Consider the following 21354-nt stretch of genomic DNA (forward strand, 5'->3'; position numbering starts at 1 on the left):
CCGCCGGGGTGACGTCGGCCGTGCGGATGGCGGGAACCGCCCGGCACCGGAATGCTGGTCCCGTGCCCGAACAGATCCCCGCCCTGCACGAGCTCGCCGCCTCCCACGGTGTCGCCACCCGGTACGAGAACGCCGACCGGGTCTGGGTCGACGTCGACGACGAGGTGGTCATCGCCGTCCTCGGCCAGTTCGGCGTCGATGCCACCAGTGACGAGGCCATCGCCGCCGCCCTCGCCGCCGCGCGGGCAGCCCCGGCCGCCCTGCCGCCGACCGTCGTCGTGCGGGAAGGCACCGGCCGGACGCTCGGCGTCGATGCCGAGGTCGTCCTCGAAGACGGGACGCGGCGGCGGGTCGGCGGGGAACTGCCGGCGGACCTGCCGCTCGGCTGGCACCGGCTGGTCACCGCCGAGCAGGACGTCACCCTCGCCGTCGTGCCGGCGAAGCTGCCGGAGGTCCGGCCCGCCTGGGGGTGGATGCTGCAGCTCTACTCCCTGCACTCGGCCGGCTCGTGGGGCATCGGCGACTACGCCGACCTCGCCACCTTCGCCGCCCGGTCCGCCGCCGAGCTGGACGCCGGCGTCGTGCTGGTCAACCCGGTGCAGGCCATCAGCCCCGCGCACCCGATCGAACGGTCGCCGTACTCCCCGGCGAGCCGGCGGTTCGCCAACCCCGTCTACCTGCGCGTCACCGCGACCGAGACCTTCCGGGAAGCCGACGCCGCCACCCAGGCCGCCGTCGAGTCGCTGGCTCCGGACCGCGAAGGCGAGCTGATCGACTACGACGCCGTCTGGACCGCGAAGCGGGCCGCCCTCGAACTGCTGTGGCCGCACCGCGTCGAAGCGGTGCCCGAAGACGACGATCTCACGGCCTTCGCCCTCTTCTGCGCCCTCGCCGAACAGCACGGCGCGGACTGGCGGGACTGGCCCGAAGAACTGCGCGACCCCGCGGGCCCCGCGACGGCGAGGGCGCGCGAGGAGCTGAAGGAGCGCGTTGCCTTCCACGCGTGGCTGCAGCACCTCTGCCGGGTTCAGCTCGAAGCCGCGCGGACGGCCGCGCGCGAGGCCGGGATGACCGTCGGGATCGTGCACGACCTGCCCGTCGGCGTGCACCCCGGCGGTGCCGACACCTGGGCGCTCAACGACGTCTTCGCCGCCGACGTGCGGGTCGGCGCGCCGCCCGACGCCTTCAACCAGCAGGGACAGGACTGGAACCTGCCGCCGTGGCGGCCGGACAAGCTGGCCGAGGCCGGGTACGCGCCGTTCCGGGACGTCATCCGGGGCGTCCTGCGCTTCGCCGACGGCATCCGGGTCGACCACATCGCCGGCCTGTGGCGGCTGTGGTGGATCCCGCCGGGCGAGCCCGCGCACCGCGGCACGTACGTCCACTACGACGCCGAAGCGATGGTCGGCGTGCTCGCGCTCGAAGCGCACCGGGCCGGCGCCGTCGTCGTGGGGGAGGACCTCGGCACGGTCGAGGAGGTCGTCACCGACACCTTGCACGAACGGGGGATGCTCAGCTCGGCCGTGCTGTGGTTCGAACGCGACTGGGACGTACCCGGCCGGCCGTTCACCCCGCCCGAGAGCTGGGACCCGGACGCCATGGCCAGCATCTCCACGCACGACCTGCCGACCGTCGAGGGCTGGCTGAAGAGCGAGCACGTCCGGGTCCGGGCCGAGCTGGGGCTGCTGGACCGGGGGGTGGAAGCCGAAGAACGAACCGCCGCCGAGGAGCGCAAGGCACTGCTGGAACTCGTTGCGCGGGAAGGGATTCCGGACGACGACCCGGTCGTCGCGCTGCACACGCTGCTGGCGAAGGCGGCGTCGCGGCTCGTGCTGACGTCGCCGGCCGACGTGGCGGGCCAGGTGCGGCAGCCGAATCTGCCCGGAACGGTCGACCAGTACCCTAACTGGCGGATTCGCCTGCCCGTCAGCGTTGACGGCTTCTTCACCGCGAAGGGGGTCCGCGCCGCGGTCGCACCGCTGGCTGCGGCCCGGCCGCTGCCCCGGTAACGACGGTAACGACCAACCCGTCGCGCGCGACCCCCGGTGATACGTCACCGGCACGACCCAAGCTCGAGGAGAGATCCAGTGCGGCCCTGGCCCGGAACGCCCTACCCGCTCGGCGCCACCTACGACGGAGTCGGGACGAACTTCGCCCTGTTCTCCGAGGTGGCCGAGCGCGTCGAACTGTGCCTGTTCGACGCCGAGGGCAAGGAGACCCGCTACGCGCTCGAAGAGGTCGACGGCTTCGTCCACCACGGCTACCTGCTCAACGTCGGCCCCGGGCAGCGCTACGGCTTCCGCGTGCACGGCCCGTACGACCCGAAGCGCGGCCTGCGCTGCAACCCGAACAAGCTGCTCATCGACCCGTACGCGAAGGCCGTCTCGCACGGCGTGAAGTGGGACGAGTCGCTGTTCGGCTACCAGTTCGCCAACCCGGCCGAGCGCAACGACGACGACTCCGCGGGCCACGTGCCGTATTCGCTGGTGGCGAACCCGTTCTTCGACTGGGGCAACGACCGGCAGCCGAAGCGGCCGTACAACGAGACGGTCATCTACGAGGCCCACGTCAAGGGCATGACCGTGCATCACCCGTTCGTGCCCGAAGCGCTGCGGGGCACGTACGCCGGCCTCGCGCACCCCGCCGTCGTCGAGCACCTGCAGAAACTCGGTGTGACCGCGGTCGAGCTGCTGCCGGTGCACCAGTTCGTCACCGACCACGGCCTCGCCGAAAAGGGGCTGACGAACTACTGGGGCTACAACACGATCGGGTACTTCGCGCCGCACGACTCCTACGCGGCGATGCCCGGCGAGGGCGGTCAGGTCCAGGAGTTCAAGGGCATGGTCAAGGCCCTCCACGAAGCCGGGATCGAAGTCATCCTCGACGTGGTTTACAACCACACCGCCGAGGGCAACCACCTCGGGCCGACCCTGTCGATGCGCGGCATCGACAACGAGGCCTACTACCGCCTGGTCGAGGGGGAGCCCGAGTACTACATGGACTACACCGGCACCGGGAACTCGCTGAACGTGCGCAACCCGCACACCCTGCAGCTGATCATGGATTCGCTGCGCTACTGGGTGACGGAGATGCACGTCGACGGCTTCCGGTTCGACCTCGCCTCGGCGCTGGCGCGCGAGTTCTACGACGTCGACCGGCTGTCGACGTTCTTCGACCTCGTGCAGCAGGACCCGATCGTCAGCCAGGTGAAGCTGATCGCCGAGCCGTGGGACGTCGGCCCCGGCGGCTACCAGGTCGGCAACTTCCCGCCGCTGTGGACGGAGTGGAACGGGCAGTTCCGCGACACCGTGCGCGACTTCTGGCGCGGCGAGCCGTCGACGCTGGGGGAGTTCGCGAGCCGGATCACCGGCTCGTCGGACCTCTACCAGGACGACGGCCGCCGCCCGTTCGCGTCGATCAACTTCGTCACCGCGCACGACGGCTTCACGCTGCGGGACCTGGTGTCCTACAACGAAAAGCACAACGAGGCCAACGGCGAGGACGGCCGCGACGGCGCCGACGACAACCGGTCGTGGAACTGCGGCGTCGAGGGCGAGACCGACGACCCCGAGGTCCTGAACCTGCGCGTCCGGCAGCAGCGCAACATGCTCGCGACGCTGATGCTGTCCCAGGGCGTGCCGATGCTCCTGCACGGCGACGAGTTCGGCCGCACCCAGCGGGGCAACAACAATGTCTACTGCCAGGACTCGGAACTGTCCTGGATGGACTGGGAACTGGCGAAGGAGAACGCCGACCTGGTCAAGTTCACCGGCGGGCTGGGCGCGTTCCGGCACCGGCACCCGGTGTTCCGCCGCCGCCGGTTCTTCCAGGGCGGGCCGGTCGGCAAGGGCGAGAAGCTCGGCGACATCGCCTGGTTCACCCCGGCCGGCGAGGAGATGACCGAGCAGAACTGGGACGACGGCTTCGGCAAGGCGGTCGTCGTCTTCCTCAACGGCAAGGCGATCCCCGACCTCGACCAGCGCGGCATGAAGGTCGAGGACGACTCGTTCCTGCTCGCCTTCAACGCCCACTACGAGGACATCGACACCACGCTCCCGGGCAACGGCTACGGGGAGAGCTGGACCGTCGTGGTCGACACCGCGACCGGCGAGGTCGAACCCGCCGACGCCAAGCCGATCGAAGGCGGCGGCCGGCTCACCCTCCCCGCCCGGTCCCTGATCGTGCTGCAACGGACGGAGACGGAATCCGCATGACGGTCCCGGAGTCGACCTACCGGGTGCAGCTGCGCCCGGAGTTCACCTTCGCCGACGCGGCCGGCATCGCCGGCTACCTGCGTGACCTGGGCATCGGGGCGCTGTACGCGTCGCCGGTGCTGGACGCGGCGCCGGGTTCGACGCACGGCTACGACGTCGTCGACCCGACCCGCGCGCGGCCCGCGCTCGGCGGCGAAGGGGCGCGCCAGGAGCTGTCCGCGCTGCTCAAGGAGCTCGGGCTGGGCCTGGTGGTCGACATCGTGCCGAACCACATGTCGGTCGAGGTGCCGAAGGCGAACCGCTGGTGGTGGGACGTCCTGAAGCACGGCCGCGACTCGGAGTACGCCTCCTACTTCGACATCGACTGGGACCGCGGCCCGCTCCTGCTGCCCGTCCTCGGCGACGACGACGCTGTCGCCGAGCTGACCGTCGAAGGCGACGAACTGGTCTACTACGACCACCGCTTCCCGCTCGCCCCCGGCACGGAATCCGGGACGCCGCAAGAGGTCCACGAGCGCCAGCACTACCGCTTGTTCGGCTGGCGCCGCGGCAACGCCGAGCTGACCTACCGCCGGTTCTTCGACATCACCAACCTCGCCGCGGTCCGCGTCGAGGACCCGAAGGTGTTCGCCGCGACGCACGGCGAGGTGCTGCGCTGGGTCGCCGACGGCGACGTCACCGGCCTGCGCGTCGACCACCCGGACGGCCTCGCCGACCCCGGTGGCTACTTCCGGCGGCTGCGCGCGAACGCGCCGAACGCGTGGATCGTGGCCGAGAAGATCCTGCACCCGGGCGAGCCGCTGCCGCAGAGCTGGCCGGTCGACGGCACCACCGGCTACGACGCCCTGCGCGAGATCGCCGGCGTCTTCGTCGACCCGGCGGGCGAACCCGACTTCACCGCGCTGGCGAACGAGCTGGGCGTGAAGACCGGCTACCACCGCGTGGAGGCCGAGGCCCGGCGGCTGGTCACCGACCGCATCCTGGTCGCCGAGGTCCGGCGGATCGCCGCGCTGCTGCGGGACGTCGACCCCGAGGCGGCGCGCGCGGCCGTCGCCGAGACGATGATCGCCTTCCCCGTCTACCGCTCGTACCTGCCCGAGGGCGCGGCGCACTGGGCCGTCGCGATCGAAGGCGCCCGCCAGGCCCGGCCCGACCTCGCCGAGGCGCTCGCCGCCCTGGACGCGCAGGTCCGCGCCGAGCCGGACGGCGAGCTGGCCACCCGGATCCAGCAGACCTCCGGCATGGTCGTGGCCAAGGGCACCGAGGACACCACGTTCTACCGCTACACCCGCTTCGCGGCGCTCAACGAGGTCGGCGGCAACCCCGACCGCTTCGGGCTCGACGTCGAGGAGTTCCACCGGCTGGCCGCCGAGCGCGAAGCCGGGTACCCGGCCGCGATGACGACGCTGACCACGCACGACACCAAGCGGTCCGAGGACACCCGCGCCCGGATGGCCGTGCTGGCGGAACTGCCCGGCGAGTTCGCCGACGCGGTCCGGCGGTGGAGCGCGCGCCACGGCATCGACGAGCCGTCGCTCAACCTGCTCGCCTGGCAGACGCTGGTGTCCACCTGGCCGATCGAGCCGGCCCGGCTGCGGGACTACCTCGACAAGGCGGCCAAGGAAGCCAAGCTCCGGACCAGCTGGACCGACCACGACGAGGCCTTCGAGGCCGCCGTCGCCGCCTGGCCCGACGTCGTCGTGAACGACCCCGACGTGGCCGCGTTCGTCGCGCGGATCGAGCGACCGGGCTGGAGCAACTCGCTCGGCCAGAAGCTCGTCCAGCTGACCGCGCCCGGCGTCCCGGACGTCTACCAGGGCACCGAGCTGTGGGACTTCTCGCTGGTCGACCCGGACAACCGCCGCCCGGTCGACTACGCGGTCCGGCGCGAAATCCTGGCCCGGATCCTCGACGGCGAGCTGCCGGAGATCGACGCGTCCGGCGCGGCGAAGCTGCTGGTGGTGCATAGGGCGCTGAAGCTGCGCCAGGAGCACCCCGCGTTGTTCCGCGGCTACCGACCGCTGCGGGCCGAGGGCCCGGCTGCCGCTCACTGCCTGGCCTACACCCGCAGCGCCGATCTGGCCGTCGCGGTGACCCGGCTGCCCGTCGGCCTCGAAGCCGGCGGCGGCTGGCGCGACACCGTGCTGCCGCTGCCGGACGGCGTCTGGACCGACGTCCTGACCGGGCGCGAGGTCACCAGCGACCTGGCCGCCCTGTTCGACCGTTACCCCGTCGCGTTGCTGGTGCGAGGAGACGCATGAAGTTCAGCGTGTGGGCCCCGGCGGCCCGCCGGGTCCGGGTGAGCGTCGACGCGGGCGTGCACGAGATGACCGAGGGTGACGGCGGCTGGTGGCACGCCGAGGCCGACGGCGTCAACTACGCCTTCCTGCTGGACGACGAGAAGCCGCTGCCCGACCCGCGGTCGCGGTGGCAGCCGCACGGCGTCCACGCCGAGTCGCGCGTCTACGACCACGCCGAGTTCGCCTGGACCGACGACGCCTGGACCGGGCGGCAGCTGCCCGGCGCCGTCCTCTACGAGCTGCACATCGGCACCTTCACCGAGGGCGGCACCTTCGACGCGGCCATCGAGCGGCTCGACCACCTCGTCGACCTCGGCATCACGCACGTCGAGCTGCTGCCGGTGAACTCCTTCGACGGGACCGCGGGCTGGGGCTACGACGGCGTTCTCTGGGGCGCGGTCCACGAGCCCTACGGCGGCCCGGACGGCCTCAAGCGGTTCGTCGACGCGGCCCACGCGCGCGGCCTGGCCGTCGTGCTCGACGTCGTCTACAACCACCTCGGCCCGTCGGGTGCCTACCTCGACAAGTTCGGGCCGTACTTCGCCGGGCAGAACGACTGGGGGCCGGGCCTCAACCTCGACGGTCCCGGCTCCGACGAGGTCCGCCGGTACGTGATCGACAACGCGCTGAGCTGGTTCCGCGACTTCCACCTCGACGCCCTGCGCCTCGACGCCGTGCACGCGCTGCTCGACCGGCGCGCGGTCCACCTGCTCGAACAGCTCGCCACCGAGGTCGACGCGCTGTCGGCGGCGCTCAACCGGCCGCTGACCCTGATCGCCGAGTCCGACCTCAACGACCCGCGGCTCGTCACGCCCCGCGAACGCGGCGGCTACGGCCTGCACGCGCAGTGGTCGGACGACCTGCACCACGCCCTGCACGTCAAGCTCACCGGCGAGACGACCGGGTACTACACGGACTTCGCCGCGCCGGACGCCCTCGAGCGGGTGCTGCGCGAAGTGTTCTTCCACGCGAACACGTGGTCGTCGTTCCGGGAGCGGACGCACGGCCGCCCGGTCGACACGCGGACCGTGCCCGGCCACCGCTTCCTCGGCTACCTGCAGAACCACGACCAGATCGGCAACCGCGCCACCGGCGACCGGCTGTCGGCGACGGTCTCGCGCGACCGGCTGGCCTGCGGCGCGGCGATCCTGTTCTGCTCGCCGTACACGCCGATGGTGTTCATGGGGGAGGAGTGGGCGGCGAGCACGCCGTGGCAGTTCTTCGCGTCCTTCCCGGACCCGGAGCTGGCCGAGGCCGTCCGCACGGGCCGCCGTCGCGAGTTCTCCCGGCACGGCTGGGGCGAGTCGGACGTGCCGGACCCGATGGACCCGGCCACCGTCGAGCGCTCGCGGCTGGACTGGTCCGAGCCGGAGCGTCCCGGTCACCGGGACATGCTGGAGCTCTACCGCGCGTTGATCCGGCTGCGCCGCGAACGGCCCGAGCTGGCCGACCCGGGGGTCGCCGACCTGCGGATCGACTCCGCGCCGGACGGTTCCTGGCTCGTGCTGCACCGCGGCACGCTGCGGCTGGCGGTCAACTTCGGCGCCGGCCAGGTCACGCTCCCGCTCGGCGCCACCGAAACCCTGCTGACCTGGGCGCACGCCACTGTGGACGGGGGTGCCGCGCAGCTGCCGCCGGACGGTTTCGCGCTGGTCGAGACGAAGTAACCGCCCGGCACACCGCGCACGAAGCACCCCCGATCTGGGACGATTCAGGAATGGCCACACGACCCTCCGCCGACCACGTCCTCGCCGGCCGTCCCTTTCCGCTCGGAGCCCACCCCGAGGCCGGCGGGGTGCGGTTCGCGATCACGTCCGCCGTCGCGGACGCCGTCGACCTGTGCCTGATCGACGCCGACGGGTCGGAACGCCGGATCGCGCTGACCGAACGCACCTTCGGCGTCTGGCACGGCCTGGTGCCCGGGGTGACGCCGGGGCAGCGCTACGGCTACCGGATCCACGGCCCGTACGACCCGGCCCGCGGCCTGCGCTGCAACCCGCACAAGCTGCTGGTCGACCCGTACGCCCGGCAGATCACCGGCGGCCTGACCGACCTGGCCGCGGCCCAGGGCTTCACCGGCGACCCCGAGCGCGGCCCGATGTCCACTGTGGACTCCCGGGGCAGCGTGCCGCTGTCGGTGGTCACCTCGCCCGGCGGCCCGGACACCGGGATCAAGCCGGAGGTGCCGTTCGAGGAGGCGGTGGTCTACGAACTGCACGTCAAGGGCTTCACCCGGCAGCACCCGTTCATCCCGGAGGCCCTGCGCGGCACCTACCTCGGCCTGGCCCACCCGGTCGCGATCGAGTACCTGACCCGCCTCGGCGTCACCTCCGTCGAGCTGCTGCCGGTGCACGCGTTCCTCGACGAGCCGTCGCTGATGCGCGCCGGCCGGCACAACTACTGGGGCTACTCGCCGCTCGGCTTCTTCGCTCCGCACGCCGGGTACGCCAGCGAACCCGGCCACGAGGTCGAGGAGTTCCGGCTGATGGTGGCCGCCCTGCACGCGGCGGGCATCGAGGTGATCCTCGACGTCGTGTTCAACCACACCTGCGAAGGCGGGCCGGACGGGCCGACGCTGAGCTTCCGCGGGCTGAACGCGCCGGTGTACTACCTGCACACCGACCGCGGGCACATGGCCGACATCACCGGCTGCGGCAACACCCTGGAGGCGGGCTCGCCGACCGTGGTCCGGCTGGTCACCGACTCGCTGCGGTACTGGACGCAGGAGATGGGCGTCGACGGCTTCCGGTTCGACCTCGCCAGCACGCTCGGGCGGCCGCGCGGCGGCGCGTTCGACGACGCCTCGACGCTGCTGACGGCGATCACCACCGACCCGGTGCTCTCGCGGTGCAAGCTGATCGCCGAGCCGTGGGACGCGACCGGCGAGGGCTACCGCGTCGGCGGCTTCGGCGCCCAGTGGGCGGAGTGGAACGGCCGCTACCGCGACACCGTGCGCGACTTCTGGCGCGGCGCGACCGGCGTCCGCGACCTGGCTTACCGGCTGTCCGGTTCGTCCGACCTGTACGACCACAACCTGCGGCGGCCGTGGCAGTCGATCAACTTCGTCACCGCGCACGACGGCTTCACCCTGCGGGACCTGGTGTCGTACAACGAAAAGCACAACGAGGCCAACGGCGAGGACAACCGCGACGGCACCAACGACAACCGCTCGTGGAACCACGGCGCCGAGGGCGACACCGCCGACCCGGGGATCCGGGAGCTGCGGGCCCGGCAGGCCCGGAACATGTTCGCGACGCTGCTGCTGTCCACCGGCACCCCGATGCTGACCATGGGCGACGAGTTCTGGCGCACCCAGCGCGGCAACAACAACGCGTACTGCCTCGACGACGAGACGTCGTGGTTCGACTGGACCCCGGACGACCCGGAGGCCGAAGCGATGCTGGCGTTCGCCCGCCGGGTGGTGCGGCTGCGCGCGAACAGCCCGGCGCTGCGGCAGCCGGAGTTCTTCGAGGGCCGGACCACGCCGACCGGCAAGCCCGACCTGGTCTGGTTCCGCCCGGACGGCGAGGAGTTCGGCGAGAGCGACTGGTTCGAGGACCGCCACACGCTCGGCATGTGGATCGACGGCTCGAACAGCCAGGCCCGCAACCGCGAGGGCGAGCTGGTGCCGGACCACTCGTGGCTGCTGTGGCTGCACGCGGGCGACGCCCCGGCCGAGGTGATCCTCCCGGGCCGCGAGTACGGCGAGACGTTCAAGCCGACCCTGGACACGAGCACCGCCGACGGCAGCCCGGCCAACCCGGGCCCGCTCGAAGCGAAGAGCCGCCTGACGCTCCAGTCCCGCTCCCTGCTCCTGCTGCGAGCCCCCCGCCTGGCGGCGGAACCCCACCCCGAACCCTACTGACCGGTACGCGGTGGGCCGGGACGTCATGAAAGAGTCGTTCATGACGTCCGGCGTCATGAACGACTCTTTCATGACGTCTCCGGCGGTACGCGAATCGTCCGTTCGGGTACGGGTGTTGGCCGTTCGGGTTCGCGTGTCGGCGCGCGCCTGGGCGTAACCTGCCGGACATCCGCTCGAAATTCGTTGCGGCGAAAGCGTTTCGGATGATCCGGTTTGGGTACAGGGATAGAGAACCCTGCCTCGTGGGCGCTTGATCGAGTCAGGCAGACTGTCGCCGTCTGCGTCCAACCGACACACCGAGGGGCGTTGCCCATGACCGGCCGGCTCGGCATCGACGACGTCTCCCCCAGCGTGAGCTGCGGCCGGTATCCGGCCAAAGCCGTTGTGGGGGAACACATCCCGGTCTTCGCGACCGTCTGGCGCGAGGGCCACGACGCCGTCGCGGCCACGGTCGCGTGGCGTGGTCCGGAAGACCGGCTGACCCGCCAGACGCGGATGGTGCCGCGCGGCCCCGACCACCCCGACGAGTTCGCCGCGGTGATCGCCCCGGACACCACCGGCCTCTGGACGTTCCGGATCGACGCGTGGGGCGACCCCTGGGCGACGTGGGAACACGCCGTCGAGGTGAAGGTCGCCGCCGGGCAGGGGCCCGAAGACCTCGCCAACGACCTCGAGAACGGCGCCCGGCTCATCGAGCGCGTCTCCCGCCGCCCCGACCGCCGGGGGGAGAAGGCGCTCCTGGTCGGTGCGGTGAAGGCCCTGCGCGACGAGGAACGCAGCCTCGCCGAGCGCGTCGGGCCCGCGCTCTCGCCCGAGGTCCGCCAGGTCATGCACGAGTTCCCGGTGCGCGAGCTGATCACCAAGGGCAAGCCGCACAAGGTGTGGGTCGACCGCCGCCGCGCCGCGTACGGCTCGTGGTACGAGCTGTTCCCCCGCTCCACCGGCGGCCTCGACGCCGAGGGCAAGCCGGTGCACGGCACGTTCGCCACCGCCGCGACCGCGCTCGACCGGGTCGCGAAGATGGGCTTCGACGTCGTCTACCTCCCGCCGATTCACCCGATCGGGCGAGTGAACCGCAAGGGACCCAACAACACCCTCGACGCCAAGCCGGAGGACGTCGGCTCGCCGTGGGCGATCGGCGCCGACGAGGGCGGCCACGACTCGATCCACCCCGAGCTGGGCACCTTCGAGGACTTCGACGCGTTCGTCGCGCGGGCGGAGGACCTCGGCATGGAGGTGGCGCTCGACTTCGCGCTGCAGGCCGCGCCCGACCACCCGTGGGTCCTCAAGCACCCCGAGTTCTTCACCACCCGCCCGGACGGCTCGATCGCGTACGCGGAGAACCCGCCGAAGAAGTACCAGGACATCTACCCGATCAACTTCGACAACGACCCCAAGGCCGTCTACGAAGAGATGTTGCGGGTCATCACCGTCTGGATCGACCACGGGGTCAAGATCTTCCGGGTCGACAACCCGCACACCAAGCCGCCGGACTTCTGGGCCTGGCTGATCCAGTCGGTCAAGGACGCCCACCCGGACGTGCTGTTCCTCGCCGAGGCGTTCACCCGCCCGGCGCGGCTGTGGGGCCTGGCCCGGCTCGGCTTCACCCAGAGCTACACGTACTTCACCTGGCGCACCGGCAAGCAGGAACTGATCGACTTCGCCATCGACCTGCGCGAGCACTGGAACGAGGGCCGGCCGAACCTGTTCGTCAACACCCCGGACATCCTCCACGAGTCGCTGCAGCGCGGCGGCCCCGGCATGTTCGCGCTGCGGGCCGCGCTCGCGGCGACGATCTCGCCGACGTGGGGCGTCTACTCCGGCTACGAGCTGTTCGAGCACGTCCCGGTCCGCGAAGGCAGCGAGGAGTACCTCGACTCCGAGAAGTACCAGCTGCGCCCGCGCGACTTCGAGCGCGCGCTCGCCGAAGGGCGGTCGCTGGAGCTGTGGCTGGCGAAGCTCAACGCCGTCCGCAAGGCGCACCCCGCGTTGCAGCAGATGCGCACCCTGCACTTCCACCACGTCGACAACGACGCGCTGCTGGCCTACTCCAAACAGGACCCGGCCACCGGCGACACCGTGGTCACGGTCGTCACCCTCGACCCGTACGGGCCCCAGGAGGGCACGCTCTGGCTCGACACCGGCGCGCTCGGCTTCGAAGCGCACGAACGGCTGATCGCGCACGACGAGGTCACCGGTGACACCTGGGACTGGGGTCCGGCGAACTTCGTCCGGCTCGAGCCCTGGCGGGCGGTCGCGCACGTGGTGTCGGTGCGGCGACGGCTGGCCGGCTGAGAACGGAAGGACAGGAATCCGAGGGACTGAGGTGGAACAGATGGCGGATGAGGCCCGGCCCGACGCGGCGTTGTCGGGGCTGGAGGGCGTGCCGCACACCGGCGAGGCGATGACCGCCGACGGCATGCTCGTGGAACCGCAGGCCGGGGACTTCCGGTCGGCGCAGCAGGCGCCGAGCAACCCGGCGTGGTTCAAGGGCGCGGTGTTCTACGAAGTGCTGGTGCGCGCGTTCGCCGACTCCAACGGCGACGGCACCGGCGACCTGCGCGGCCTGGCCGGGAGACTCGACTACCTGGCCTGGCTCGGCATCGACTGCCTGTGGCTGCCACCGTTCTACGCCTCGCCGCTGCGCGACGGCGGGTACGACATCAGCGACTTCCGCGCGGTGCTGCCGGAGTTCGGCAGCGTCGAGGACTTCGTCTTCCTGCTCAACGAGGCGCACCGGCGCGGCATCCGGGTGATCACCGACCTGGTGCTCAACCACACCTCGGACGCGCACCCGTGGTTCCAGCAGTCCCGCAGCGAGCCCGACGGCCCGTACGGCGACTACTACGTGTGGAGCGACGACGACTCCCGCTACGCCGACGCGCGGATCATCTTCGTCGACACCGAGACGTCGAACTGGACCTACGACCCGGTCCGCGGCCAGTTCTACTGGCACCGGTTCTTCTCCCACCAGCCCGACCTGAACTACGAGAACGTCGACGTCCAGAACGCGATGATCGACGTCCTGCGGTTCTGGCTCGACCTGGGCATCGACGGCTTCCGCCTGGACGCCGTGCCGTACCTGTTCGAGCAGGAGGGCACCAACTGCGAGAACCTGCCGCGCACGCACGAGTTCCTCAAGCGCTGCCGCAAGGTCGTCGACGACGAGTACCCGGGCCGGATCCTGCTCGCCGAGGCCAACCAGTGGCCGTCGGACGTCGTCGAGTACTTCGGCGACCCGGCCGTCGGCGGCGACGAGTGCCACATGGCGTTCCACTTCCCGCTGATGCCGCGGATCTTCATGGCGGTGCGGCGCGAGTCGCGGTTCCCGATCTCGGAGATCCTCGACCAGACCCCGGAGATCCCCAGCGGCACGCAGTGGGGCATCTTCCTGCGCAACCACGACGAGCTGACCCTCGAGATGGTCACCGACGAAGAGCGCGACTACATGTACGCGGAGTACGCCAAGGACCCGCGCATGAAGGCCAACATCGGCATCCGCCGTCGGCTCGCGCCGCTGCTGGACAACGACCGCAACCAGCAGGAGCTGTTCACCGCGATGCTGCTGTCCCTGCCGGGATCGCCCGTTCTGTACTACGGTGACGAGATAGGCATGGGAGACAACATCTGGCTCGGCGACCGCGACGCGGTCCGCACCCCCATGCAGTGGACCCCGGACCGCAACGCCGGGTTCTCCTCCTGCGACCCGGGCCGGATCTACCTGCCGGTGATCATGGACCCGGTGTACGGCTACCAGGGCCTGAACGTCGAGGCGCAGTCGAACAACGACGCCTCGCTGCTCAACTGGACCCGCCGGATGATCGAGGTGCGCAAGCAGCACCACGCGTTCGCCGAGGGCGAGTTCGTCGACCTCGGCGGGTCCAACCCGAGCGTGCTGGCCTACAAGCGCCAGTGGCGGCGCCCGGACGGCGGCGAGGACGTCGTGCTCTGCGTGAACAACCTCTCCCGGTTCCCGCAGCCGGTGGAACTGGACCTGTCCGCGCACCGCGGGTGCACGCCGGTGGAGCTCACCGGCGGCGTGCGGTTCCCGAGCATCGGCGAGCTGTCGTACCTGCTGACGCTGCCCGGGCACGGCTTCTACTGGTTCCAGCTGACGAGCACGGGAGACGAAGGCGAAGCGAGGTGAGTCCCTTGTCCGACCCGCGCGAGCTGGTCGACGACCTGACCGGCGACCTGAAGCGCTGGCTGCCGGAACAGCGCTGGTTCGCCGGCAAGGACCGGCCGGTGACCGGCGTCCGGCCGCTCGGCGTGACCGAGCTGGTGTCCGGCGACCCGCAGCTGCTGCACGTCGTCGTCGAGGTCGCCCAGGACGACCGGCGCGAGCCCTACCAGCTGCTGGTGGGCCGGCGGACGCACCCGCCGGAGATCGCGTCGACCAGCTGGATCGGGGCCGTCGGCGACCTCAACGCCTACGAGGCGTCCGGTGACCTGGACGTCACCGGTGTGCTGCTGGACCTGATGGCCCGCGACGAGACCGTCGGCTCGCTGGTCTTCGAGCACGAGCCGGGGGTGGAGCTGGAGACCGGCCTGCGGGCCCGGCCGATCACCTCCGAGCAGAGCAACACCTCCCTGGTCTACGCCGGGCAGTACATCCTCAAGCTGTTCCGGAAGCTGACCCCGGGCAAGAACAAGGACCTGCTGCTGCACCGCGCGCTGCAGGCGGTGGACAGCAAGCACATCGCGCCCGTGCTCGGCTCGATCACCGGCGACCTCGACGGCGAGCCGACCACCGTCGGCATGCTCCAGCAGTTCGTCTCGGACGCGGTCGACGGCTGGGCGATGGCCACCACCAGCGTCCGCGACCTGATGGCCGCACCGGAACTGCACGCCGCGGAGGTCGGCGGCGACTTCGCCGGCGAGGCGGAGCGGCTCGGGCGGGCCGTCGCCGAGGTGCACGCGGACCTGGCCGAGGCACTCGGCACGGAGGCCGTCGACGCCGACGAGCTCGAGCGGTCGGCGAAGGCGATGCTCGACCGGCTCGACACGATCGCCGGCCGGGTCCCGGAGCTGGCCCAGCACGCCCCGAAGCTGCGAGCGGCGTACGAGAAGCTGCGCACGCTGCCCACCGGCTCGGTGGCCATGCAGTACATCCACGGCGACCTGCACCTCGGCCAGGTGCTGCGGACCGTCGGCGGCTGGCTGCTGATCGACTTCGAGGGCGAGCCGGCGGCCCCGGTGGAGGAGCGGCACGCGCTCCGGTCGCCGTTGCGCGACGTCGCGGGCATGCTGAGGTCGTTCGACTACGCGGCCCAGCAGATGCTGGTCGGCCAGCCGGACGACCCGGCGCTGGCCGAGCGCGCCCACGAGTGGTCGGAGCGCAACCGGACGGCGTTCTGCGAGGGGTACGCCGCGATCGCGGCCGACCCGCGCGACCAGGGCGAGCTGCTGCGCGCCTTCGAACTCGACAAGGCGGTCTACGAGGTGGGCTACGAACACGCGAACCGGCCGGACTGGCTGGGCGTGCCGCTCGCCTCGATCGCCCGGATCACCAGCGGAGGGACGACACCGTGAACGCGGCTGGAGAAGGCCTCCCGGCCGCGGCCCCGGCGGCCGCGGACATCGACCGGCTGCTCGCCGGCTCCCACCACGACCCGCACTCGGTGCTGGGCGTGCACGCCGTCGGCAAGGGCTTCGCGGCCCGGGCGCTGCTGCCCGGCGCGAAAGCCGTCACGCTGTGCGCCGGCGGGGAGAAGTACCCGATGGAGCCGGTGATCGACGCGCTGTTCGCCGTCGCCGTGGCCGAGCACCCCGGCGACTACCGCCTCGAGGTCGAGTACGACGGGCACACCACGACCGCCGACGACCCGTACCGCTGGCTGCCCACGGTGGGCGAGCTCGACCTGCACCTGATCGGCGAGGGCCGGCACGAGCGGCTGTGGGAAGCGCTCGGCGCGCACGTGCGGTCGTACGAGACTCCTGGTGGCGTCGTCGAGGGGACGTCGTTCGCGGTGTGGGCGCCGAACGCCCGCGGCATCCGCGTGATCGGCGACTTCAACGGCTGGGACGGGCGCGGGCACCCGATGCGCTCGCTCGGCTCGTCCGGGGTCTGGGAGCTGTTCGTGCCCGGCGTCGGCGCGGGCACCTGCTACAAGTTCCGGATCCTCGGCGCCGACGGCAACTGGCACGAGAAGGCCGACCCGCTGGCGTTCGGCACCGAGCAGCCGCCCGCGACGGCGTCGGTCGTCACGCGCTCGTCGTACTTGTGGGAAGACGACGAGTGGGTCGCGCAGCGCGAAGCCACGCAGTGGGCCGCGGCGCCGATGAGCGTCTACGAGGTCCACCTCGGCTCGTGGCGGCCCGGGCTCGACTACCGGGAGCTGGCCGACCAGCTCGGCGACTACCTCGTCGAAACCGGTTTCACCCACGTCGAGCTGCTGCCGGTGTCGGAGCACCCGTTCGGCGGCTCGTGGGGCTACCAGGTGACGTCGTACTACGCGCCGACGTCCCGCTTCGGCTCCCCGGACGACTTCCGCTACTTCGTCGACCGCCTGCACCAGCGGGGGATCGGCGTGCTGGTCGACTGGGTGCCCGCGCACTTCCCGAAGGACAGCTGGGCGCTGGCGAAGTTCGACGGCACCGCGCTGTACGAGCACGCCGACCCGCGGCGCGGCGAGCAGCCCGACTGGGGCACGCTCGTGTTCGACTTCGGCCGCAACGAGGTCCGCAACTTCCTGGTCGCCAACGCGCTGTACTGGATCGAGGAGTTCCACCTCGACGGGCTGCGCGTCGACGCGGTGGCGTCGATGTTGTATTTGGACTACTCCCGCAACGAAGGGGAGTGGCTGCCCAACCAGTACGGCGGGCGGGAAAACCTCGACGCGGTGCGGTTCCTGCAGGAGCTGAACGCGACCGTCTACAAGCGACACCCCGGCATCGTGATGGTGGCCGAGGAGTCGACGGCGTGGCCGGGCGTCACGCGCCCGACGCACCTGGGCGGCCTCGGCTTCGGCTTCAAGTGGAACATGGGCTGGATGCACGACACGCTCCGGTACCTGTCGCACGAGCCGATCCACCGCGCGTACCACCACAACGAGATGACGTTCTCGCTCGTGTACGCGTGGAGCGAGAACTTCGTGCTCCCGCTGTCGCACGACGAAGTGGTGCACGGCAAGGGATCGCTGTGGGGCCGGATGCCGGGCGACGCCTGGAACAAGGCGGCCGGGCTGCGGTCGCTGCTGGCGTTCATGTGGGCGCACCCGGGCAAGCAGCTGCTGTTCATGGGCGGCGAGTTCGGCCAGCCGGGGGAGTGGTCGGAGCAGCGGTCGCTCGACTGGCACCTGATGGAGGAGCCGCTGCACCTCGGCGTGTGGGAGCTGCTGCGCTCGCTGAACACGATCTACCGCTCGACACCGGCGTTGTACAGCCAGGACACCTCGCCGGACGGCTTCGCCTGGATCGACGCGAACGACTCCAGCGGCAACGTGCTGAGCTTCCTGCGCCTCGGCGCCGACGGCTCACGCCTGGCCTGCGTGGCCAACTTCGCGGGGGTCCCGCACCACGACTACCGGGTGGGACTGCCGTCGGCGGGGCGCTGGCTGGAGGTCGTCAACACCGACGCCGAGGCCTACGGCGGCTCCGGCGTCGGCAACATGGGCGCGGTGGAGGCCGTCGAGGAACCGTGGCACGGCCAGCCGGCGTCCGCGGTCCTCCAGCTGCCCCCGGCCGGCGTGCTGTGGCTGGTCGAAGAAACCCCACCGACCCCCGAACTCTCGTGACCCAGGGCGGCACTTTCACGTGAAAGTGCCGCCCCGCCCGGGGCGTTGCGGGCTTACCATCGGGGCATGGACGGCTCCGGTGGTGTCGTCGCGAACCTGATCCTCTTCGCCGTGGTCTGCCTCGCGCCCACGGTGTTGTTCTGGTGCGCCCTGCGCGTGCCGAAGCTGCTCGAGTGGGTCCGCGAGAAACGCGCGTCGCCGCAGCCGGACGGGCCGCCGATCGAGCGCGTCGCCGCGGACCTGCGGCGGGTGCACCGCCTGCTCGCCGGCTATCCGTCCGGGACGCCGGCGGCGCGGCGGATCGGCACCCGGCAGGCGTACGACGAGCTCCTCACCCAGGCCTGCCGCCAGGTCGGCGTGCCGCACCGGCTCGGGGAGCTGCCCGAGGGGATGGACCGCGAGATCGAACGGCTGCGCGTCGAGCAGTCGCTGCGGGAGCGCGGGCTGGCCGTGCCCTGAGTTGTACGGGCCGTGTACGCGCGCCGGGCACGCTGCCGGCATGCGACTGCTGATCGGTCTCGTGACTGTCCTGCTGCTCGGCCTGGTGACCCCTGCGGAGGCCGCGGCGAACTTCCCCCGGCTGGACTCGGCCGACGGCTTCCGGCTCACCGCCGGGGACACCTTCGCCACCTACGGTTCGCGGATCGCCGCGCTGGACGCGAAACTGCCGCCGCGCGGGCTCGGCTCGCTGCTCACCGACACCAACCGCAAGGCCCGCCCGCTCTGCCACGGCACCTACCTGGCCGCGGCCCTGAAGCCCGCGGGCTTCTGCTGGGAGGACGCGAACGACGACAAGACCAACGACTGGATCCCGCAGGGCCTCACCGGTTCGGGCGACGCTTCGCCGTCGACCGGGACCGTGGGCGGCAAGCGCGTCGTCGCGGCGTCGTGGCACACCCCCGGCGACACGATGGTCCGGCTGTCCTTTGTGGACGCCACCGGGCTCGGTTACCGCCACGTGCTGCTGGTGGAACCGACGTCCGGCACGGACTTCCGGGTCGTCACCGGCCACGGCCACGGCATGACGTGGGCCGGCAACCTGCTGTTCGTCGCGACCACCGGCGGCCTGATCCGCGTCTTCGACACGACGCACTTCTGGAAGGTCGACGCGAGTGCGGGCACGGTCGGCCTTGGCACCGACGGCAAGTACCACGCGGCGTTCTACGACTACGCGATGCCGCAGGTCGGCGCGTACTGGTACCCGGGCGGCGGCGCCTGCACGACGGCGACCGACACGCGCCCGTGCCTGTCGACGTTGTCGTACGACCACACGGATTCGACGTTCGTGACGGCGGAGCACGTCCCGTCGGCGGCGGGCGGCCGGGTGCTGCGCTGGCCGTTCGAGCCGGCCTCGGGCCGCCTGAAGGCGTCGGCCGACGGCCTGGTGCACGCGGTCGAGGGCTTCTCGTCCCCAGTGTGGGGCATGCAGGGTGCGGTGTCGCGCAACGGCTACTTCGTGCTGACGGGCGTGTGCCCGGAGTACGCGGGCGTGGCGGGCGACCACCCGTCCTGCCTGCACGGCGGCGTCGGCGGCACGTCGACGTCGAGGCTGACCGGGCAGGCCCCGGTGAACAGCCAGAACCTGTCCTACTGGCCGGCCACGGGCGAACTGTGGCTGATCAACGAGCAGCTGCGGGAACGCGTCGTCGTGCACGTCCCGTGGACGACGCTCACCGGACGGCCCTGAACGACGGAAACCCCGCCACCGTGAGCCGGTGGCGGGGTTTCCGTGACGAACTGACTCAGTCCAGGTAGTCCCGCAGGACCTGGGACCGCGACGGGTGGCGCAGCTTCGACATCGTCTTCGACTCGATCTGCCGGATGCGCTCCCGGGTGACCCCGTACACCTGGCCGATCTCGTCGAGCGTGCGCGGCTGGCCGTCGGTGAGGCCGAAGCGCAGCCGGACCACGCCCGCCTCGCGCTCGGACAGCGTCTGCAGCACCGACTGGAGCTGGTCCTGCAGCAGCGTGAACGACACCGCGTCGACCGCGACGACCGCTTCGGAGTCTTCGATGAAGTCACCGAGCTGGCTGTCGCCCTCGTCGCCGATCGTCTGGTCGAGCGAGATCGGTTCGCGCGCGTACTGCTGGATCTCGAGGACCTTCTCCGGGGAGATGTCCATTTCCTTCGCGAGCTCTTCCGGGGTCGGCTCGCGGCCGAGGTCCTGGAGGAGTTCACGCTGTATGCGGCCCAGCTTGTTGATGATCTCGACCATGTGCACCGGGATGCGGATGGTGCGGGCCTGGTCGGCCATCGCGCGGGTGATCGCCTGGCGGATCCACCACGTGGCGTACGTCGAGAACTTGTAGCCCTTGGTGTAGTCGAACTTCTCCACCGCGCGGATCAGGCCGAGGTTGCCCTCCTGGATCAGGTCCAGGAACGCCATGCCACGGCCGGTGTAGCGCTTGGCCAGCGACACGACCAGGCGGAGGTTCGCCTCGAGCAGGTGGTTCTTGGCGCGCTCGCCGTCACGCACGATCCACTTGAGATCGCGGCGCATCTGCGTGACGAGCTTCTCGCCCTCCTCCTCGGCGGTGCGCACGCGCTCGGCGGCGTAGAGCCCGGCCTCGATCCGCTTGGCCAGCTCCACCTCCTCCTCCGCGTTCAGCAGCGCGACCTTGCCGATCTGCTTGAGGTAGGCACGCACGGAGTCGGCGGAGGCGGTGAGCTCGGCGTCCTTGCGCGCCTGGCGCAGCGCCTCGGACTCCTCCTCGTCCCAGACGAAGTCCGGGTTGTCGGAGCCGCTCTTGGCCTTGTCGGCCGCGGCGCCGCGGCGACGCTGCGCCGGGGTCTCCTCGTCCGACTCCTCGTCGTCATCGTCGTCGTCGGCCGAGTCGGTGTCCGGCTCGTCGTTGACCGTTTCGTCGACGACGTCGACCTCGACCTCTTCCAGGTCCGACAGGTCGGGCGAGTCCAGTTCGACGTCGTCCTCGAGGTCGACGGGACCGTCGGGCTCGCCGTCTTCGGTCTTCGCGCCCTTGGTCGCGGCCTTCTTCGCCGGTGCCTTCTTGGCCGGCGCCTTCTTGGCGGTGGTGGTCTTGCGGGCCGCCGGCTTCGCCGTCCCGGTGGCTGCCTCTTCGGCCGGCTCGCCGGCTGCGGTCGCGGTCTTCGTCCCGCCTCGGGTTGCGGTTCTTGCGGCTGCCACTTACGCCCTTTCGCAGCGGTCGATCACGACGAGCAACGGCACGGGTGCCACTGCTGCCTCACATTCGGGGATCACGCCTCGGCCTGCGGTTTT

Annotated in this window: 12 protein-coding genes; 11 read left to right on the top strand and 1 reads right to left on the bottom strand. The window is 71.2% G+C overall.

Features of this window, described 5'->3' with window-relative positions; all coding sequences use genetic code 11:
* Window positions 1-26 precede the first annotated feature (26 nt).
* From malQ to BLW76_RS16545, 11 genes are all read left to right on the top strand, one after another.
* Entirely contained in the window at window positions 27-2009 is a 1983-nt protein-coding gene (gene malQ, locus BLW76_RS16495) for a 4-alpha-glucanotransferase (RefSeq protein WP_167384979.1), read from the top strand.
* A 78-nt stretch (window positions 2010-2087) separates the two neighbouring features.
* The gene (glgX, locus tag BLW76_RS16500; protein WP_091308088.1) at window positions 2088-4214 is read left to right on the top strand and encodes a glycogen debranching protein GlgX; all 2127 of its coding nucleotides are present in this window, start codon (window positions 2088-2090) and stop codon (window positions 4212-4214) included.
* On the top strand, window positions 4211-6475 hold the full coding sequence (gene treY / locus BLW76_RS16505; RefSeq protein ID WP_091308091.1) for a malto-oligosyltrehalose synthase: 2265 nt from the start codon (window positions 4211-4213) through the stop codon (window positions 6473-6475). The genes glgX (BLW76_RS16500) and treY overlap by 4 nt, the downstream gene beginning before the upstream one ends.
* Window positions 6472-8181 carry a malto-oligosyltrehalose trehalohydrolase gene (gene treZ, locus BLW76_RS16510; RefSeq protein WP_091308094.1) on the top strand — a complete coding sequence of 570 codons (1710 nt, stop codon included), beginning with the start codon at window positions 6472-6474 and terminating at the stop codon, window positions 8179-8181. The genes treY and treZ overlap by 4 nt, the downstream gene beginning before the upstream one ends.
* Window positions 8182-8231: 50 nt before the next feature.
* Entirely contained in the window at window positions 8232-10379 is a 2148-nt protein-coding gene (glgX, locus tag BLW76_RS16515; RefSeq protein ID WP_091308097.1) for a glycogen debranching protein GlgX, read from the top strand.
* 312 nt (window positions 10380-10691) lie between these two features.
* A complete protein-coding gene (locus BLW76_RS16520; RefSeq protein ID WP_091308099.1) occupies window positions 10692-12674 on the top strand; it encodes a maltotransferase domain-containing protein in 1983 nt (660 codons plus the stop codon).
* Between the two features lie 40 nt (window positions 12675-12714).
* Window positions 12715-14526, top strand: a complete 1812-nt coding sequence (gene treS / locus BLW76_RS16525; RefSeq protein ID WP_091319472.1) for a maltose alpha-D-glucosyltransferase — start codon at window positions 12715-12717, stop codon at window positions 14524-14526.
* Between the two features lie 5 nt (window positions 14527-14531).
* Window positions 14532-15911, top strand: coding sequence for a maltokinase N-terminal cap-like domain-containing protein (locus BLW76_RS16530; RefSeq protein ID WP_091308101.1), 1380 nt, complete (start codon window positions 14532-14534; stop codon window positions 15909-15911).
* The gene (gene glgB / locus BLW76_RS16535; protein ID WP_091308103.1) at window positions 15908-18115 is read left to right on the top strand and encodes a 1,4-alpha-glucan branching protein GlgB; all 2208 of its coding nucleotides are present in this window, start codon (window positions 15908-15910) and stop codon (window positions 18113-18115) included. Before BLW76_RS16530 ends, glgB begins: the two co-directional genes overlap by 4 nt.
* Before the next feature lie 66 nt (window positions 18116-18181).
* Window positions 18182-18574 (top strand): hypothetical protein, encoded by a 393-nt coding sequence (locus tag BLW76_RS16540; RefSeq protein WP_091308106.1) that lies wholly within the window; start codon window positions 18182-18184, stop codon window positions 18572-18574.
* Between the two features lie 40 nt (window positions 18575-18614).
* Entirely contained in the window at window positions 18615-19802 is a 1188-nt protein-coding gene (locus tag BLW76_RS16545; RefSeq protein WP_091308109.1) for a hypothetical protein, read from the top strand.
* A 55-nt stretch (window positions 19803-19857) separates the two neighbouring features.
* On the opposite strand, the gene BLW76_RS16550 is transcribed toward BLW76_RS16545, so the two are convergent.
* Window positions 19858-21261 carry an RNA polymerase sigma factor gene (locus BLW76_RS16550; RefSeq protein WP_091308111.1) on the bottom strand — a complete coding sequence of 468 codons (1404 nt, stop codon included), beginning with the start codon at window positions 21259-21261 and terminating at the stop codon, window positions 19858-19860.
* Window positions 21262-21354: the final 93 nt, after the last annotated feature.

Origin of the sequence: Amycolatopsis tolypomycina (assembly GCF_900105945.1) — a bacterium.
Classification (GTDB): Bacteria; Actinomycetota; Actinomycetes; order Mycobacteriales; family Pseudonocardiaceae; genus Amycolatopsis; species Amycolatopsis tolypomycina.

Excerpts from the sequence above, each read along its gene's own strand:
- malQ (WP_167384979.1), top strand. The coding sequence starts at position 27 with ATGGCGGGAACCGCCCGGCACCGGAATGCTGGTCCCGTGCCCGAACAG.
- treY (WP_091308091.1), top strand. The coding sequence starts at position 4,211 with ATGACGGTCCCGGAGTCGACCTACCGGGTGCAGCTGCGCCCGGAGTTC.
- treZ (WP_091308094.1), top strand. The coding sequence starts at position 6,472 with ATGAAGTTCAGCGTGTGGGCCCCGGCGGCCCGCCGGGTCCGGGTGAGC.
- glgX (WP_091308097.1), top strand. The coding sequence starts at position 8,232 with ATGGCCACACGACCCTCCGCCGACCACGTCCTCGCCGGCCGTCCCTTT.
- BLW76_RS16520 (WP_091308099.1), top strand. The coding sequence starts at position 10,692 with ATGACCGGCCGGCTCGGCATCGACGACGTCTCCCCCAGCGTGAGCTGC.
- treS (WP_091319472.1), top strand. The coding sequence starts at position 12,715 with ATGGCGGATGAGGCCCGGCCCGACGCGGCGTTGTCGGGGCTGGAGGGC.
- BLW76_RS16540 (WP_091308106.1), top strand. The coding sequence starts at position 18,182 with ATGGACGGCTCCGGTGGTGTCGTCGCGAACCTGATCCTCTTCGCCGTG.
- BLW76_RS16545 (WP_091308109.1), top strand. The coding sequence starts at position 18,615 with ATGCGACTGCTGATCGGTCTCGTGACTGTCCTGCTGCTCGGCCTGGTG.